Below are 15,007 nucleotides of genomic sequence, written 5' to 3'. Positions count from 1 at the left end.
CTCAGAGTGTCTTTTGGCAAACTAATTCAAGGCGAATGGATGACACAATGGTTGTTCCCTTATGAGTTCATTCAACGCAGAAGTAGGCAGCCAAAAACACTCCTTACAAGCGAGTTTTAGCGGTTCTGATGCTGTGTTAACGAGCTTGACCGTAGAACAACTATGCTCTTCACTCGTTGCAAACCACATGGATGTGGTGAATGTCATTAATGCAGGAGCAATTAAGGACCTTGCCTCAGGACCGCTAAACTCTCGCTGAGCGATCAAATCTTTATACTGATTGGTATAAGCGGCGTAGTATGCGCTAAAACCGTAAAATAGCACACCCAAAAATCCTCTGACCATCTTGATCAGCCGATACAAGAGCTGTTATTGCTAAAGATACGAGGGTTAATCACAAAATGGTTAACGATGAATATATGCACACTTTAAATCATAGTAAGAACAACTGCTCCCGATGGATAACATCTAGATCGAATTAGCTAGCATTACCAACCAAAACTCAACCAAGATTTGTGATTAGGATCTCCAACAATAAATATCTAATCATTACAATCTGCTCGCTTTCCCACCAACGAAGATAATCATGAAAAAGACATTAATCTCTATAACACTTGCCACACTATTAAGTACCCAGCTCACAGGTTGTATGGGACAGATGGGACTGAGTGCTATGGTAACTAAAGGCAACTTAAGCGTTGTTGATAACCGTTTTGGTCGCGCAGGCTTATTTATGTTATTAAGCCCTGTCTATGGCTTAACAGCTACAGCAGATCTCTTTATATTCAATAGCATTGAGTTTTGGACTGGTACTAACCCAATAACCAAACGTTCACCGGCAGTCGTAGACATGCCAGTTGAAGCTATCTTTAAGGTTAATCCTCATCTGAATAAAGAGCTTACAAAAGCACCTTTACCAGAGATTAAGCTTACCAATGCCACCATGGAAGCGACCAGTGAAGATACTTTAGTCATGACACTCAATTTCGATGACGGTAGTCAGCAGCTGATGTCAGGCAAAAAGAGCGGAGAACAGGTAGATTTCTATCTTGATAATGAATTTATCGCTCGCGTTAGCATTGAAGATCTGGCCAACTACAGCAAGCAAAGCTAAGTAATTTGCAGTAAGAGTCATATATCATGACTCTTACTGCAACAATTCATCAGTGATCAACGTAAGATTCGGTGAAAAAAAGCGACAGCCTGTAGGTACATCTGAATGGCTAAAGCAGGATCATAACGACTTTCACCATCGCGCATAAAGGCATGTTGCGCATTGACTTCCAACCAGGTAAACCTTCTCTGCGTACTCTCTAATTGCTCATACACACGTTTACGTCCCTCGGTTGAAACATGGGGATCTTGCTTGCCCCACACCATCACAAGCTCACCCTGAATATCTGCAGTTTTGGAAAGAGAGTCATTGCCCTCTTCACTGGGCAAGGTGCTTGAGTGGATATCGGTTGCGTATAAACAAAACGCCGCTGATATATCAGGGTTAATAGCTGCACGATAAGCTAAATGACCACCAATACACACTCCCATACTGCCAACCTGACTAGTACAAAAAGGCTGACTTCTGGCAAATTGGACGAGTGCCTCTGTATCTGAGTCATGGCTCTCTAGAGGTTTAGCAAACTTATCTTCATTGCCTTTATCTTTACCAGCATCATCATAGGCAAGCACAGTTCCTATTTGGTTAAGCTCATGAAATACTTCAGGAACTAGCACCACAAAACCATGGCCAGCCATAATTGTCGCGGCTCTTGCTATAGGTTCTGTTTGCTGAAAAATCTCGGAATAAAATAAAATGGTAGGGAATGGCCCCTCTTCATCAGGGCGATAAAGATAGGTTCGCATCACTCCAGTGGCGGTTGGAATATCGTGAACTTCATGGGTGACCATCATAATGTTAAAACTCTGGTTGAAATTGAGCCTTTAATCTATCAGCCAGGTATTGATTTGTCAGTTGTTATCACTCAACTGATACAAAAAGAGGATTTGGATATTTTAATCTCCTCATTTTTTGTAAGCTTATGATTTTAATTCATTAGGGCAAGTTACACCTTCAAGTAGTTGCTGCACATTTAGTAAACTCGTTGACGCTATGGCCTCTAAAGCCTCAGCAGTCAAAAATGCTTGATGACCTGTGAAAATAACGTTATGACAAGCAGATAACCGCCTGAATACATCATCTTGAATAATCTCATTCGACTTGTCTTCAAAAAAGAGAGATTTCTCATTTTCATACACATCCAAACCTAATGAGCCCAATTGACCTTTTTTAAGGGCCTCCATCGCATCCATTGCGTTTAACAAGCCGCCTCGACTGGTATTAATCACCATCACCCCAGGCTTCATTTTATCAAAGGTTTCAGCACTTAAAAGGTGATGATTCGCTGGAGTCAGTGGACAATGCAAAGTGATGATATCGGATACTGAATAGAGCTCATCAAGAGGCTGATACTCAATTCCAAGGTTTACCACCTGTGGATTTGGATAGGGATCGTGAGCAATCACCTTGCAACCAAAACCTTGAAGTATTTTGATGGTTGCGACGCCTATTTTTCCCGTACCGATAACACCGACAGTACGGCCATGCATGTTGAAACCTACTAATCCCTCCAAAGAGAAATTTGCATCACGAGTTCGTTGGTAGGCTTTATGGACCTTTCTGTTTAGGGTCAACATTAGGGCCACCGTATGCTCTGCAACAGACTCAGGTGAATATGCCGGCACATTAACGACTCGTAGACCTAAACGTTTAGCAGCGACAAGGTCGACATTATTAAACCCTGCACAACGCATAGCGATTATCTTAGTTCCGTTTCTCGCAAGCTCAACTAACACCTCTTCACATAGAGAGTCGTTCACAAAAGCACAAATGGCCTCAAACCCATGAGCCAGCCGCACAGACTTCATGCATAAGCGATAGTCAAAATACTCAATTTCGGCGCCAAAAGTCTTATTGGAACGGTCAAAGTGTTCCATGTCATAGTGCTTTGCACTAAAGAAGCCTATTTTCATTATCTTCCCTATATCTAGCTCTATATTGCTTAGGTTTAAGAGTCTAATAGAAACCTCTGTTTAATTCACCAACTCCACGATACAAAACGCCATGATAAGACCCCCATCTATACAATTTTTGCCCGCGACTCTTCACAGCATAGAAATTCCTGATAAGCTGGCAGCAACTTAACGAACCATCCTTTGAACATGGCAAAAAGCAAACTCTCTGAAAAACAATTTTGGTTGCAAAGGCTAAGTAAAACCAGCCTAAGAGCCCTTCATATTCTCGGAGTAACTGGTGCCGGTGGTGGCATACTCTTAGGTGTTCCACAAGAGAAGTGGATCTACTACTGGTGCATAGCCATGACAACTGGCTTGTTGATGATGATATGGGAAGTTGTAAGAGACTGGCGTTGGTTAATACAGCTTAAAGGTGTGCTCACACTGGTAAAGCTTGGTTTACTCCTCCTCTTTATTCCCTTAGCGCAATATAAACCAGAGCTTGTGGTCACCACACTACTGCTATCTGTAGTCGTATCTCATGGACCTGCAGGCTTGCGTCACTTTTCAGTTATTCACGGGCGAAGAATCGATGGAAGAAAAGAAGTTAAAGGTTGAAGTTTCAAAGTTAATTACTGACTTCGAAGAGTTAAACCTTAAAAACAATAAGAAAGTACTCGATCTCGCCTGTGGTAGTGGTAGAAATGGCCTCTGGTTTGTAGAACGCGGCGATAACGTGACCTTTATCGATAGGTCGTTAGCAGGTCTAGATAAAAGGCCTAACGGTCATCGCTACCTTGAATGGGATTTAGAGGTGGGCACAGCGCCAAACCTTCCTGTTGAAGAGTATGATGTAGTACTGGTTTTTAATTATCTACACAGACCTCTTTTTCCACAAATTAAGGCGGCAATTAAACCCGGAGGGCTTATCATCTATGAAACCTTTATCGAAAAACAAGCTGAAATAGGTCGCCCCAGAAATCCTAACTTCCTATTAAAACAGCATGAGCTCAAATCAGAGTTTGATCATTGGAGCTGTCTACATTACTTTGAGGGAAAGGTGTTTAACTCATCAACCGTGAGTCATAAAGCACAACTTATTGCTAGAAAGCCTCTTTAAACCACCATATGCTAATAATAAAAAGCTAAAGTAGGAGTTATATGTTCCCCTATCCAGAACAATATCGACAAGCAGCTCCTCCAATTCTCACCGCTTTTATGGTTTTTTGGTCCCTTCTCAGTCGTTTAATACTCGGTGGCAGCAGCTCAATCGCCTTCTATCCCCTCTTCGGTTTATTCCCACTGGTAATATTGCTGCACGGTCAGCTTATATGGCAGGCCAAAGGAATGGAGAGGCTAGATCAAGGAGTTTACGCTTTTATCCATATCGCACTATCATTTGTGGTTTGGACCTTCTCACTGATGCACGTAAACGGTAACGGTTTTTCATAGCACCTATCTTGGTTTCAGAGACTAGTCACAAGACTTCCCTTCACTCAGCAGCAATTGGTTTGATACTAATCACCTAAGCAGAGAATCTTTCAAGTCGAAGGATATATAAGAGGATATGGCATAAAAAAGCCAAAAAAAAGGAGTGCTCAAATGAAGCACCCCTATGTCTAAAGGGAGATGAATATTCCTAACAACTTTATGATGTAAACTTGGCTTAGCCGTAGTGAAAACTAAGTAAGTTCAACTACATAAAAGTAAATCTAACAATCATAATTAAACATAAACGCTAGCAGTACATCTTAAATTGACAAATTTTACTTCAGTTTTCGGTTGAAAAGAAAATAGGGAGACAGGTTAATCTGTAATCAGATTAGGCGTACACAATTAATGAACCACCTTCCTCTACAGAAATATAACAATACTAAAAGCTATCACGCTAATACTTATAGTTCAGTGACTTGTTTAGACCTAACTCAAGATCTAAGTCGCCAATCCTAACTATCTGTACTATCCAGTTATCTCAATTGTGGACCAGACAATGAAATATATGATGCTCAAAAATACTGCATACTTCCTTTTGTTGTAGAGAACCGGTGGTGAAACCCAGGGTAAAGTTTAGATTAAAAGCAAACCTAAAGACTGATACTTACCGAGTTAACCTGTCTGACTACAAAACTACATCCGATAACAACATTGAGTCATAACAGTAAGATGATGAAAAGATGATATCGTTAATACTCAACAGCTTAAAGAAAAATTAAATTATATAGCTTAATAGATTTCTACATAATTGATAAAGACATTCGGTTAAAAAGTCGCTTTAGTTGTTGTAACAAGGTGGGGTAATGTCGTTCATTACTAGAACCTAAGTCTATAAGTGAGCTTTGATAAAATAAGTTACAGTAGAAAAACTTATGTCCCGAACATAAGAGTTAAATAGAAAAGCAGATAGACTAAATTTAGCATTGGGTGCAGACGATTTTAAGCTAAGGTTGGATAGAAAAGGAGGCAGAAGCTGTTTAGCTGTTTAGCTGTTTAGCTGTTTAGCTGTTTAGAGTTAAAAACAAAAAATGGTTGTGCACCTCTTGATACACAACCATTTTTTGTTAACCATTATAGTTATTTACTTGATAATCTGCTCCCCAGGACAAGGCTCCATAGGGCACCCTTGTGTAGGTATAATCACCACCTTATCCTTGGTTTTATCCTTGTTTAATTCAAAGATACTCTGCCCCACATTAAGAGTCATTTCACCTTCGCTTTGTGCAATCGCAACACTCATTCCTGATGTGCAGACAGCACCAATTAGCGCAGCCTTAAAGAACGTCATCATTTTACCATTTTTCATATCTGGCCCTCTCAAGTCACCACTAAATCTTTACTAAAGCTTACTAAATAAGTCTTTTTGCTTTTTTAATAGCCATACGAGCTGGCTAAACAACCACTAATGTCTATCTTAAGGAAAACTACAACTTAAGGCTAAAAAATACATAATCAAAACATTACAAAAAAGTGACCTTTTATCTTTCAACGACTTATCTCTAGCCGCTAATAATCAAGTTTAATGATGTTAGTATTGCTCTCGTTATAATCTCCAAGGTAAATACTTCCTTCTCTGTCAACAGCAATTGCTTGGGCTAGAGGAGCATCAGCAAATTTCATAATCACATGCTCTCCTGTATTAAGATCAATTCTATCGATATCAATACGTCCCTCTCGGTAAGCCAAGTTGTAAACAAATTGATCGACTATAGTCCAAGACATATCTAGCATTACATTAAAGTCTTTATGAATAAGCTTTGTTTCGCCGTTCTCAATCGTCCATAAGCCATCTTTCGCCCTTTTAATAAAATAGAGCTGACCGGTATTTGAAAACTGACCAAACTCAACCTCTTCAGCCAGAACATCAGAAATTTGGCCAGACTTGATATCCACCAACCTAAGTGACGATCTCCCTAAAATATCAAATGACGCTATAATGGTTTTTTTATCCGGCCCCCAAGCTACATTGAAGAGTTCATGCTCACCTTGAATATCGATAAAATGTACAGTATTAGTCGTTAGATCATAGATAAAAGCTTGGTGATTGTTTCGCCCTAAAATCTTAGTGCCATCACCAGAGAAGCTAATATGCCTTATAAAATTAATATCTTTAAAATATGTTAACTGTCTCTCAGTTCCATCTTGTGACTTTAACCAGATTTGCGACTCACCCGTTCTGGTTGAAACGAAAGCTAATTTTTTACCATCTAAACTAACAGAGGGGCGCGAATCACTGCCGTTAGATGTTATATAATGTTTGTCAACAGGTTTACTGTTCACGAACAGTGAGCTATCACGAGGCTCATCAAAAGAATCATTTAACTTCCTAATTTCACCATCAAAAAGTTTACCTAATACAGCAACAATATCCCCATTAGGATTAGAGATAGGTGAGAGAATTGGCTGTAGAATGTTGGTGATTTGAATATGTTCCCCTAGTTCAATGTTATAGCGCATCAAATGATTTCCCTTACCGCGATAGATAATTGACTCGCTATCTCCGCTCCAAGCAACTGAATGTAAAGCAAGCTCTAAAGGAAACAGCTTTTGCCAATTCCCGGTCTCCAATGACAGCAACATAATCTGAACTTTATACCAATGAACATCCCTGACTACGGCAAGATAGCGTCCGTTTGGAGAGAGACTAATCGAATAATCTCCCCCACCAATGGAGTAAGGTTGACTTAGTTGTTTTTTATTCTTCCCTGTTATGTCGATAGAGAAAATCATCTTCTCACTAAGGAACTCTTTTTGATGATCTTCATCGGTATAATAGATACTTTTGCCTGATGGGTGCCAGGCAATACTCGTACTCCGAATGATACTTTTGCAATCGGTTATCTTACTTATCTCTCCAAACTCTCCCTCACTCACCTCCACCACATTGATCTGACAGCCACCTCCACGATTAAATGAAAGGTAAGCTATCTTACTTCCATCTGGGCTAAAAGCAGGGTAGCTTTGGCTATCGAACGGATCATCAAGAAAGTAAGTTTTACGGTTACCCAGTGTCATTAAGCCTACCCGCCAATTTTTCTCTCCAAGTTTTCGCTTGGCGAAAGTCAGGTACTTCCCATCACTCGAGAGCATAGGTGACAACTCTTGACCATCTAAATAGGTCAAACGCTTAAGCTCTGTTTTAATATATTGGGGACTTTCACTGCTCTCGTTATGGCTAATTTGATAAACCGAGAAGAGTAGCAGGGACAGAAGCCCTGCCATTAGAATCGACATCTTGCCAGCATGTTGATAAAGAGTCGCAAACAGGCTTCGCTTAAATACCAGCCTTTTACTCTCCTCAACTTCAAGCTCTGCACCCGCTATGACCTCTGTCGCAAACTTCTCATGCTTAGTCACCTCTTTGACCAGAGTAATAGGCGCAATTAAGACATAGCCCACCTTAGGCAGGGTTTTGATGAACTCGGGCGACTTAGCATTGTCTCCAAGCTGATTTCTTAGTATCCCTATAATACGATTAATCGCATTATCAGAAACCTCACCACCAGACCAGACCTCATCGAGCAGCATATCTCGGCTGACAGGTTCACCAGCATGGTTTATTAGGCACAGTAGTACCTGCATGGCCCTTAGCTCAACCTTGAGTAAGTTGCCATCACTTAAGATGGTACATTGCGCTGGATCGACTACCTTATCAGCCAATCGATACCGAGTTCGCTTTAACATGTATAACCCGTTTTATTAGCTTGAAAATAGAAATAAAAACATGAAATTCTAAAGAGTACAGATAAGAGTCTTAAATTAGACCAAGATAAACAAATGAAATCAATGCTATTAACATTAAATCCTCCCACTAAAGCCAAAAGAGAGGCTAGCTGGCGCTATTTTTACTTGCCTCAACTAACCCCAAACAGGTATCTTTGCAGCGCATTTATACTTAGGTTTTTTTATGTCTGACTTTATCTACTCCCCTCCAACAACCCCATGGCTTGAGATTATCTACCAAGACAAAGACATTTTGGTTGTTAACAAACCGTCAGGACTACTCTCTGTCCCAGGGCGCGACCCTGCCCATAGAGACAGTATCTATGCCCGGGTTTTAGCCGAATACCCAAATGCTCAAGTTGTACACAGGCTCGATATGGCTACATCTGGCATTATCGTCCTTGCATTAAGACGAAATGCAGAAAAAGAGTTGAAAAGACAGTTTAGAGAGAGAGAAACGAAGAAAACCTACTACGCGCGTGTTGCAGGGCATATAAGATCGGACAGCGGCAAAGTCGAGCTTCCCCTTATCTGTGATTGGCCAAATCGGCCAAAGCAAAAGGTAGATCATAAAGTGGGTAAGCCATCACTAACCCACTATGAAGTGATAAGTAGGGCTAAACGCTCAACTCTAGTCAAGCTAACCCCCATTACAGGTCGTTCACACCAGCTACGGGTACATATGCTTGCTATAGGGCATCCAATACTTGGTGATAACTTCTATGCAGATCCGTTAGCAAAATCTTTGGCTAGCCGACTACTATTGCATGCTCAGGAGCTGACTATCAAACAGCCTTACTCAGGAGAAACGTTAACTTTTACCTGTGAAGTGCCCTTTTTAGAGCCTGAGACAGAGCAGTGAAGTAGAACTAAAAATTGAAATAACCTCTCTACCTCACTCTACAACTAAATAAAATTACAACAAAAATCGCTTTTTAATAGCCATATAACACAAAAAGACGTAGATTAGTTAGCATTCATCATATTAATAAGCTACCTACAATGGATACCTCATTTCAAAGAGATCAACTCGACAACCAGATTTTATCAGCACTGATGGAGGAGGCGAGAACCCCCTTTGCTGAGCTTGCCAAACGATTTGGTGTCAGTGCGGGAACAATCCATGTCCGTGTAGAGAAGATGAAGCAGGCTGGTATTATCACAGGTGCACAAATCACAGTAGATCCTAAAGCCCTTGGTTATGATGTGTGCTGTTTTATCGGTATTAACCTCAAAAGTGCTGGCGATTATCCAGCAGCAATATCTAAGCTCAATGCTTTGGAAGAGGTGGTCGAAGCTTACTATACAACCGGTAACTACAGTGTGTTCGTTAAAGTCATGTGCCAATCCATAGATGGGCTACAGCATGTCTTGATCAACCGCATTCAATCAATCGATGAGATCCAATCAACCGAAACACTGATCAGTTTACAAAACCCGATCGTTAGAGCTGTTAAACCTTAATTGAGTAGATCAACTTCTTATACTGATTGTTATTAGCCCCCTCACATAACGTGAGAGGGGTTTGTCATAAGTTTTTTGACTAATTAACGGATACCTGAAACCAGATAATCGATAATCGAGAGTGGTTGAGGCGGCTTTAATTGCAACTCAAACAATGAAACAGGTTTTACCAACAAGTTTCGCCCCACCATCTCATTAACTGTAGGCAGGTCTAACAAGCCTGTTTTGCCCACTAATAGATTATCAAGCTTAGTCGTTTTGCCTAAAGTATAGATATCTCTAAACCCTTTCAGGTATAAGTAATCTTTAGTAAAACCACCACCACGATACACACGAGTTGTCAGAGTAAACGCTTGCTCACAGCTTACACCGTAATCCTTAACCAATGCCTGATAAGTCACAGGGAAATCTCTGTGCTGCAGCATTAAATTAACGGCAACCACCCTAAGCGCTAAGGTTTTCAATCGGCTTAGTGTTAAATTGCCAGAGCAATATTCGCTGTAGATGGCAAGCCCCTCTTGAGTCTGGGTATTGCCGCTCAAACCTAGAGAAAATACTTTCAGTTTCTGACGCTTAGCATTCACAGTTGTCAACATATGCACACCTAACTCGTGGTAAGCAAATGCAACTAACTCCTTGGATGTAAATGAGGCCTCTTTATTGATCAATAAGCAGGCTTTATCATTATCGACCATCGCCTTGGCAACAATTCGAGATGACTTCTCAATCTTGCATTTAAGGCCCCACTCCTTGGCTTTTTCTTTAAATAACTCAACTGCTACATCGGCTGAATGAAGTTCGGGTTCATCATCGCCTTCGATTTCAGGCGCCCTTAAAATAAACTCAGCATTAGCCAGATCGTTCTTGTCAGGCTGACCATAATATTTCAGCGAGTTGTAAACAAAATCATCACTGCCAATGGAAGATATCAGGTCTATTTTAGTTGCCATATTATCGATAACATGGCGATATAGTTGTTGAATATCAGCGTCCATCACCTGTTCGACAGGGAGTTTATACAACTGCTCTCTAAATTGGTAAGGATTAATATTCAACTGTTTATAACTAAAATCAGGCGTAATTAAGGCTTTTTTACCAAAAAAATTCTTGCGCTCACTGGCAATATTTACTGGATTAATAAACCTGAGTGTCTCAACGCTTCTACACAGTCCATAGAGCTGCTTGTCTAGTTCAACCAGCTCCGGTGACAGAGATGATGAGAGTAGTTCGGCATTACTAACGGTTTTGCGTTTTCCAAAACGGCGCATAAAGTGAGCCGCTGTTTCAGAGATAGCGTGTTTCACGCCAGCTTTTAGCTCTTCGAGTACCAGAGGATAAACCTCCCCACTCGTCTCATCCATAAAGACTTTTTTAACCTCAACCGGTAACACTAAGGTGTTGTCAAAGTGAGCGTTAATGTGAGCGATAAGGTAGCCTCGCCCCTGAAAGACCTCATCTGTGGCCGCCCTCACATCGAGATTTGGCAGGGCTATCTTATTCAGCTCTCGCTCAAAATAGTGACTGATGCTCCCCCAACGCTCGACATCAATCTGACCTGAACCAATATTAAACGTTGGCGTGTCTTTCGCGATCCTTTGATGATTATAAGAGTGCATGTCAAAGACGATGCTATTTTTAAATAGCATCTCTAATCGAGCAATGATGGCTTCAAGTACATTGTAGAATGACTCATGCTTAGCATGACTAAAGGCTCTTTGTTTAGTCGACAGCGGCTTTTCCCAAACCTGCTTATTCCAAGCTGTTTTATAGTAAGTCGACAAAGTTTTAGCCCGATTCAAGTCATATTCAAAGCGAGAATCATTACCAATCAAGACAATCGGAAATGAGGAGATCAACTCATCCGTATAGGGATCTTCCTCATAAAATCGCTCCTCTTTACTCAGTAAAAAGGATTTTTTAAGATCATCTCGCAATCTGTGGCCATTATGAATAGCAGTACAGACCATAGGTGAGTAATCATCAATTTTTACAATGAAAGCGCCATCTTCAACCTCAGCTTGAAAACACTCGCCCCTGTTAATGAGTGCAATACACTCCTTCTCAGATAACGTGAGCATCTTCAATCGCCTTTCTAAATTCAGTTTTACGTTGACTCAAGACCTCTTTGGCATTCACCACACCCTCTACGAAGTCGATAACCTTTTTTTGCAGCTTAACGTTATTAAGTTTATTTATACGCATTATCCCGCCTGGACTTTGCACATTCACTTCAATCAACTTTTCGTTGATCACATCAATACCAACAAAAAACAACCCATCTCTCACCAATTTAGGACCTATGTGTTTACACAACTCCTTCTCTTTTTTGGTTAGAACATGTTTAACCACGCTGCCACCAGCATGGATATTTGAGCGCACCTCATTTTGAGCTGGAATACGCTTCATCGCACCGATAGGCTCACCATTCAACATTAAAATACGCACATCTCCAGCGTCAGCGCCTTCAACATACTCTTGCAAGATAACGTAGTTGCCGCCTTTGCCACTGTTGATATAAAACTCAAGTAGAGAGTGGAAGCTCTTTTGCGCATGCTTCTCCACTAAGATAACCCCTTGGCCACCATAACCATCAAGTGGCTTCATGATCATCTTATCGGTTGTCGACTCCCTTAACACCTCCTCTAAATACTCAGGAGTTTTAGATACATGAGTTACAGGAATAAACTTATTTGTTGGATCATCAAATGAGGCGGTGTACAGCTTATTATTAGCAATACGTAAACCATCGATATCATTCATGATAAACACATCATCACGAACCGAATCTAAGAAGTTCAGTGCAATTGGATCCAAGGGTGGGTTCGCACGCATGATAATCGTATCAAAGCCTGCTAATGGCAAACGAGCCTTTTTAAACACAGCCTTTTTATAAAAAGAGACGATGTTGTTCGATACAGGCTCCTCTTTACTGAAAATTTGGCAAAAGGCACTTGCTTCAGATGATCTCATGGTCAAATTATGTGGCGTAGTAAGCGCAACGGTATGCCCCCTAGCGACACACTCATGGATCATTCTTAATGTTGAATCAGTTTCAGGCTCAACACTGCTCCATGGATACATAAGAAATAAGATGTTCATTGATAATACCTTCAATAGGGAACGCTCTAACGGTCTTGGCCACTTAAAGGCTTAATGATGAATAGAGGATTCAAAAATGCAAAAAATGGTAGAGCTCAACAAATAGATCTCTAACCAATCAAACAACAATTTGGGTTGCTCAAAGACTGAGCAAAAAGGATGCGTAATCTACACCAAATGCCCTAACTAGAACAATGATATATCTAGCTTTTTTACGAGAAAAAAACACAATGAAAAATCACAGCGCAAGATATTGTATTTAAAGTAAAATAACCAGTTAACTTATAGGTAACATAGATTAATTTTTGGATATGTATATCTAAAATATAAGTAATGAGAATGATTCAAACCTTGCTCTCTTTACATAGGCTCAAAGTCTACACCGCTCAAATTGAATTTTAGGGGGCAAAAGGGTAAAATCGCGCAACTTTCGCACCAATGACTACCGTCCATATAGCTTAGCGCTGTTATGGCTAAAGACTATATCATGCACTCCCCTGAAAACTGCTTCACCCTCTTTACCGGTTCAGCTCAAGCATTAGCACTACCTGAGCGATTTACCTATCCATTTTACTATGAGCCTCACCCACTATGTTTGCTTGCAGCAAAGGAACTTCAGGCATATCTCGACAGCCAAACTCAGTGGCAACACAATTTTGGTCACCAAGGTGTTCAAGAGGGAGCGATCGGTAAAATGTTCGGTGTATTAGTGGTCCACAATGCTCAAGGAGAACTCGGTTATCTATCAGCATTTTCAGGTAAAGTTGCCGACCAAAACCTACTGCCCAACTTCGTGCCTCCGGTATTTGACATGCTCACAGAGGGAGGTTTTTTCCTCACAGAGCAAACACGTATTAATCAACTCAGTGAACAATTAAGCAAGCTGAACACTAACCCTAAGATTAGTGAATACAGTAACTTCTTAGCTGATGAAATCGATGCAAGTAAACAGCAGCTTGAAGCACAAAGACAACATATTATTGAGGGGCGAAAAACACGCAAAGCCCATAGAACGAAAGCTGAGCTCGAACTTAATGAAACCGACTTTATCAAACTTCAAGCCAAGCTAGCTAAAGAGAGTGTTCACCATAAAAACCAGCTTAAAGCCCTAAATCTCTATTGGGATGAGCGAGTAGATGCTGCAAAACAGCAACTCAACCAATTAACCGATGAAATAGACCAGCTTAAGCAGGAGCGTAAAAGCTCATCAGCCAAACTACAGAAAAAGCTATTTGAACATTATCGATTTTTAAATATCAAGGGTGAGCATAGAGACTTAGGCAACATTTTCAAAGATACCGTACATCAAACACCACCAGCAGGCTCCGGTGAATGTGCTGCACCTAAACTGCTTCATTACGCCTTTAAATGGGGCATGAAACCACTGGCGATGGCCGAATTTTGGTGGGGAAGCTCGCCTAAATCAGAGATAAGACAACATAAGAACTTTTATGGTGCTTGTCAGGGAAAGTGTAAACCTATCTTAGGCCATATGCTCGATGGGATGGAGTTGGATAAAAACCCATTACTCAACAATCCTGCTGTAGGTAAAGCCATAGATATCATCTATCAAGATGAAGAGATGGCTATCATCAATAAGCCTGCTGAATTTCTCTCTGTGCCAGGAAAAAGCATTCAAGACTCAGTATATCTTCGTATGAAGACTCAGTTTCCAGATGCAACAGGGCCACTTATTGTTCATCGACTCGACATGTCGACCTCTGGATTAATGGTAATAGCACTGACCAAAGAGGCTAATAAAAGCCTGCAGGCGCAATTTATCGCCCGCACGGTGAAGAAGCGCTATACCGCATTGCTCACAGGTGAGCTTAGAGAAGACGAAGGGAGCATTAGCCTACCGATGAGAGGTGACTTCGATGACAGGCCAAGACAATTAGTTTGCTTTGATCATGGAAAACCCGCCGAAACTAAGTGGCAGGTAATTGAACGTAAGGATGGCAAAACTAAGGTTCACTTATACCCTAAAACAGGGCGTACTCATCAGTTAAGAGTTCATAGCGCCCATGCTCAAGGACTAAATATGCCGATAGTCGGTGACGATCTCTACGGCACTAAGGCTGATAGATTACACCTACACGCAGAGCTGTTAGAGCTTAATCATCCAAGTACCAAGGAATTTATGAGTTTCTGCATCGAAGCTGAATTTTAATGGCTACTTAACCATAGCTGTTTGCAATACGCCTATCAGACAATGACG

General features: G+C 40.9%; 14 protein-coding genes. 8 read left to right on the top strand and 6 right to left on the bottom strand.

The genetic code is table 11. The features are described 5' to 3' along the window. Nucleotides 1-61: 61 nt before the first annotated feature. Together SWOO_RS04720 and SWOO_RS04715 are read left to right on the top strand one after the other, a co-directional pair. Nucleotides 62-259, top strand: a complete 198-nt coding sequence (locus tag SWOO_RS04720; RefSeq protein WP_041417494.1) for a hypothetical protein — start codon at nucleotides 62-64, stop codon at nucleotides 257-259. A gap of 327 nt (nucleotides 260-586) precedes the next feature. After that, on the top strand, nucleotides 587-1,114 hold the full coding sequence (locus SWOO_RS04715; protein WP_012323565.1) for a DUF3332 domain-containing protein: 528 nt from the start codon (nucleotides 587-589) through the stop codon (nucleotides 1,112-1,114). A 56-nt stretch (nucleotides 1,115-1,170) separates the two neighbouring features. Here the strand turns inward: SWOO_RS04715 and SWOO_RS04710 are convergent, their stop codons facing one another. Both SWOO_RS04710 and SWOO_RS04705 read right to left on the bottom strand, forming a co-directional pair. Further along, nucleotides 1,171-1,908 (bottom strand): dienelactone hydrolase family protein, encoded by a 738-nt coding sequence (locus tag SWOO_RS04710; RefSeq protein ID WP_012323564.1) that lies wholly within the window; start codon nucleotides 1,906-1,908, stop codon nucleotides 1,171-1,173. A 126-nt stretch (nucleotides 1,909-2,034) separates the two neighbouring features. Further along, nucleotides 2,035-3,027, bottom strand: coding sequence for a 2-hydroxyacid dehydrogenase (locus SWOO_RS04705; RefSeq protein WP_012323563.1), 993 nt, complete (start codon nucleotides 3,025-3,027; stop codon nucleotides 2,035-2,037). A gap of 189 nt (nucleotides 3,028-3,216) precedes the next feature. On the opposite strand from SWOO_RS04705, the gene SWOO_RS04700 reads away from it, so the two are divergent. The 3 genes from SWOO_RS04700 to SWOO_RS04690 are packed head-to-tail and all read left to right on the top strand — an operon-like array spanning nucleotide 3,217 to nucleotide 4,461. After that, entirely contained in the window at nucleotides 3,217-3,627 is a 411-nt protein-coding gene (locus SWOO_RS04700) for a hypothetical protein (RefSeq protein ID WP_012323562.1), read from the top strand. Next, the gene (locus SWOO_RS04695) at nucleotides 3,602-4,129 is read left to right on the top strand and encodes a class I SAM-dependent methyltransferase (protein WP_012323561.1); all 528 of its coding nucleotides are present in this window, start codon (nucleotides 3,602-3,604) and stop codon (nucleotides 4,127-4,129) included. The genes SWOO_RS04700 and SWOO_RS04695 overlap by 26 nt, the downstream gene beginning before the upstream one ends. Nucleotides 4,130-4,170: 41 nt before the next feature. Further along, nucleotides 4,171-4,461 (top strand): hypothetical protein, encoded by a 291-nt coding sequence (locus tag SWOO_RS04690; RefSeq protein WP_012323560.1) that lies wholly within the window; start codon nucleotides 4,171-4,173, stop codon nucleotides 4,459-4,461. Between the two features lie 1,123 nt (nucleotides 4,462-5,584). On the opposite strand, the gene SWOO_RS04685 is transcribed toward SWOO_RS04690, so the two are convergent. After that, complete coding sequence (locus tag SWOO_RS04685; RefSeq protein ID WP_012323559.1) at nucleotides 5,585-5,809, bottom strand: hypothetical protein; 225 nt, start codon at nucleotides 5,807-5,809, stop codon at nucleotides 5,585-5,587. Nucleotides 5,810-6,009: 200 nt separating this feature from the next. Further along, complete coding sequence (locus SWOO_RS04680; RefSeq protein WP_012323558.1) at nucleotides 6,010-8,187, bottom strand: winged helix-turn-helix domain-containing protein; 2,178 nt, start codon at nucleotides 8,185-8,187, stop codon at nucleotides 6,010-6,012. Between the two features lie 223 nt (nucleotides 8,188-8,410). Between SWOO_RS04680 and rluA the strand changes: the two genes are divergently transcribed. Continuing rightward, nucleotides 8,411-9,088, top strand: a complete 678-nt coding sequence (rluA, locus tag SWOO_RS04675; RefSeq protein WP_012323557.1) for a bifunctional tRNA pseudouridine(32) synthase/23S rRNA pseudouridine(746) synthase RluA — start codon at nucleotides 8,411-8,413, stop codon at nucleotides 9,086-9,088. Between the two features lie 140 nt (nucleotides 9,089-9,228). Next, nucleotides 9,229-9,690, top strand: a complete 462-nt coding sequence (gene asnC, locus SWOO_RS04670) for a transcriptional regulator AsnC (RefSeq protein WP_012323556.1) — start codon at nucleotides 9,229-9,231, stop codon at nucleotides 9,688-9,690. Between the two features lie 83 nt (nucleotides 9,691-9,773). Here the strand turns inward: asnC and SWOO_RS04665 are convergent, their stop codons facing one another. Together SWOO_RS04665 and gshB are read right to left on the bottom strand one after the other, a co-directional pair. Beyond that, nucleotides 9,774-11,768, bottom strand: coding sequence for a flavohemoglobin expression-modulating QEGLA motif protein (locus SWOO_RS04665; protein ID WP_012323555.1), 1,995 nt, complete (start codon nucleotides 11,766-11,768; stop codon nucleotides 9,774-9,776). Then, nucleotides 11,752-12,789 (bottom strand): glutathione synthase, encoded by a 1,038-nt coding sequence (gene gshB, locus SWOO_RS04660; RefSeq protein ID WP_012323554.1) that lies wholly within the window; start codon nucleotides 12,787-12,789, stop codon nucleotides 11,752-11,754. The genes SWOO_RS04665 and gshB overlap by 17 nt, the downstream gene beginning before the upstream one ends. Before the next feature lie 487 nt (nucleotides 12,790-13,276). Here gshB and SWOO_RS04655 point away from each other — a divergent pair, with 487 nt between their 5' ends. Then, the gene (locus SWOO_RS04655) at nucleotides 13,277-14,959 is read left to right on the top strand and encodes an RluA family pseudouridine synthase (protein ID WP_041417973.1); all 1,683 of its coding nucleotides are present in this window, start codon (nucleotides 13,277-13,279) and stop codon (nucleotides 14,957-14,959) included. Nucleotides 14,960-15,007 lie beyond the last annotated feature (48 nt).

Source organism: Shewanella woodyi ATCC 51908 (genome assembly GCF_000019525.1).
Lineage (GTDB): Bacteria > Pseudomonadota > Gammaproteobacteria > Enterobacterales > Shewanellaceae > Shewanella > Shewanella woodyi.
This window is presented reverse-complemented; position numbering and strand designations above follow the sequence as displayed.

What these genes read in the sequence shown, in the direction of transcription:
- SWOO_RS04720 (WP_041417494.1), top strand. Translation starts at nt 62, where the DNA reads ATGAGTTCATTCAACGCAGAAGTAGGCAGCCAAAAACACTCCTTACAA.
- SWOO_RS04715 (WP_012323565.1), top strand. Translation starts at nt 587, where the DNA reads ATGAAAAAGACATTAATCTCTATAACACTTGCCACACTATTAAGTACC.
- SWOO_RS04710 (WP_012323564.1), bottom strand. Translation starts at nt 1,908, where the DNA reads ATGATGGTCACCCATGAAGTTCACGATATTCCAACCGCCACTGGAGTG.
- SWOO_RS04705 (WP_012323563.1), bottom strand. Translation starts at nt 3,027, where the DNA reads ATGAAAATAGGCTTCTTTAGTGCAAAGCACTATGACATGGAACACTTT.
- SWOO_RS04700 (WP_012323562.1), top strand. Translation starts at nt 3,217, where the DNA reads ATGGCAAAAAGCAAACTCTCTGAAAAACAATTTTGGTTGCAAAGGCTA.
- SWOO_RS04695 (WP_012323561.1), top strand. Translation starts at nt 3,602, where the DNA reads ATGGAAGAAAAGAAGTTAAAGGTTGAAGTTTCAAAGTTAATTACTGAC.
- SWOO_RS04690 (WP_012323560.1), top strand. Translation starts at nt 4,171, where the DNA reads ATGTTCCCCTATCCAGAACAATATCGACAAGCAGCTCCTCCAATTCTC.
- SWOO_RS04685 (WP_012323559.1), bottom strand. Translation starts at nt 5,809, where the DNA reads ATGAAAAATGGTAAAATGATGACGTTCTTTAAGGCTGCGCTAATTGGT.
- SWOO_RS04680 (WP_012323558.1), bottom strand. Translation starts at nt 8,187, where the DNA reads ATGTTAAAGCGAACTCGGTATCGATTGGCTGATAAGGTAGTCGATCCA.
- rluA (WP_012323557.1), top strand. Translation starts at nt 8,411, where the DNA reads ATGTCTGACTTTATCTACTCCCCTCCAACAACCCCATGGCTTGAGATT.
- asnC (WP_012323556.1), top strand. Translation starts at nt 9,229, where the DNA reads ATGGATACCTCATTTCAAAGAGATCAACTCGACAACCAGATTTTATCA.
- SWOO_RS04665 (WP_012323555.1), bottom strand. Translation starts at nt 11,768, where the DNA reads ATGCTCACGTTATCTGAGAAGGAGTGTATTGCACTCATTAACAGGGGC.
- gshB (WP_012323554.1), bottom strand. Translation starts at nt 12,789, where the DNA reads ATGAACATCTTATTTCTTATGTATCCATGGAGCAGTGTTGAGCCTGAA.
- SWOO_RS04655 (WP_041417973.1), top strand. Translation starts at nt 13,277, where the DNA reads ATGCACTCCCCTGAAAACTGCTTCACCCTCTTTACCGGTTCAGCTCAA.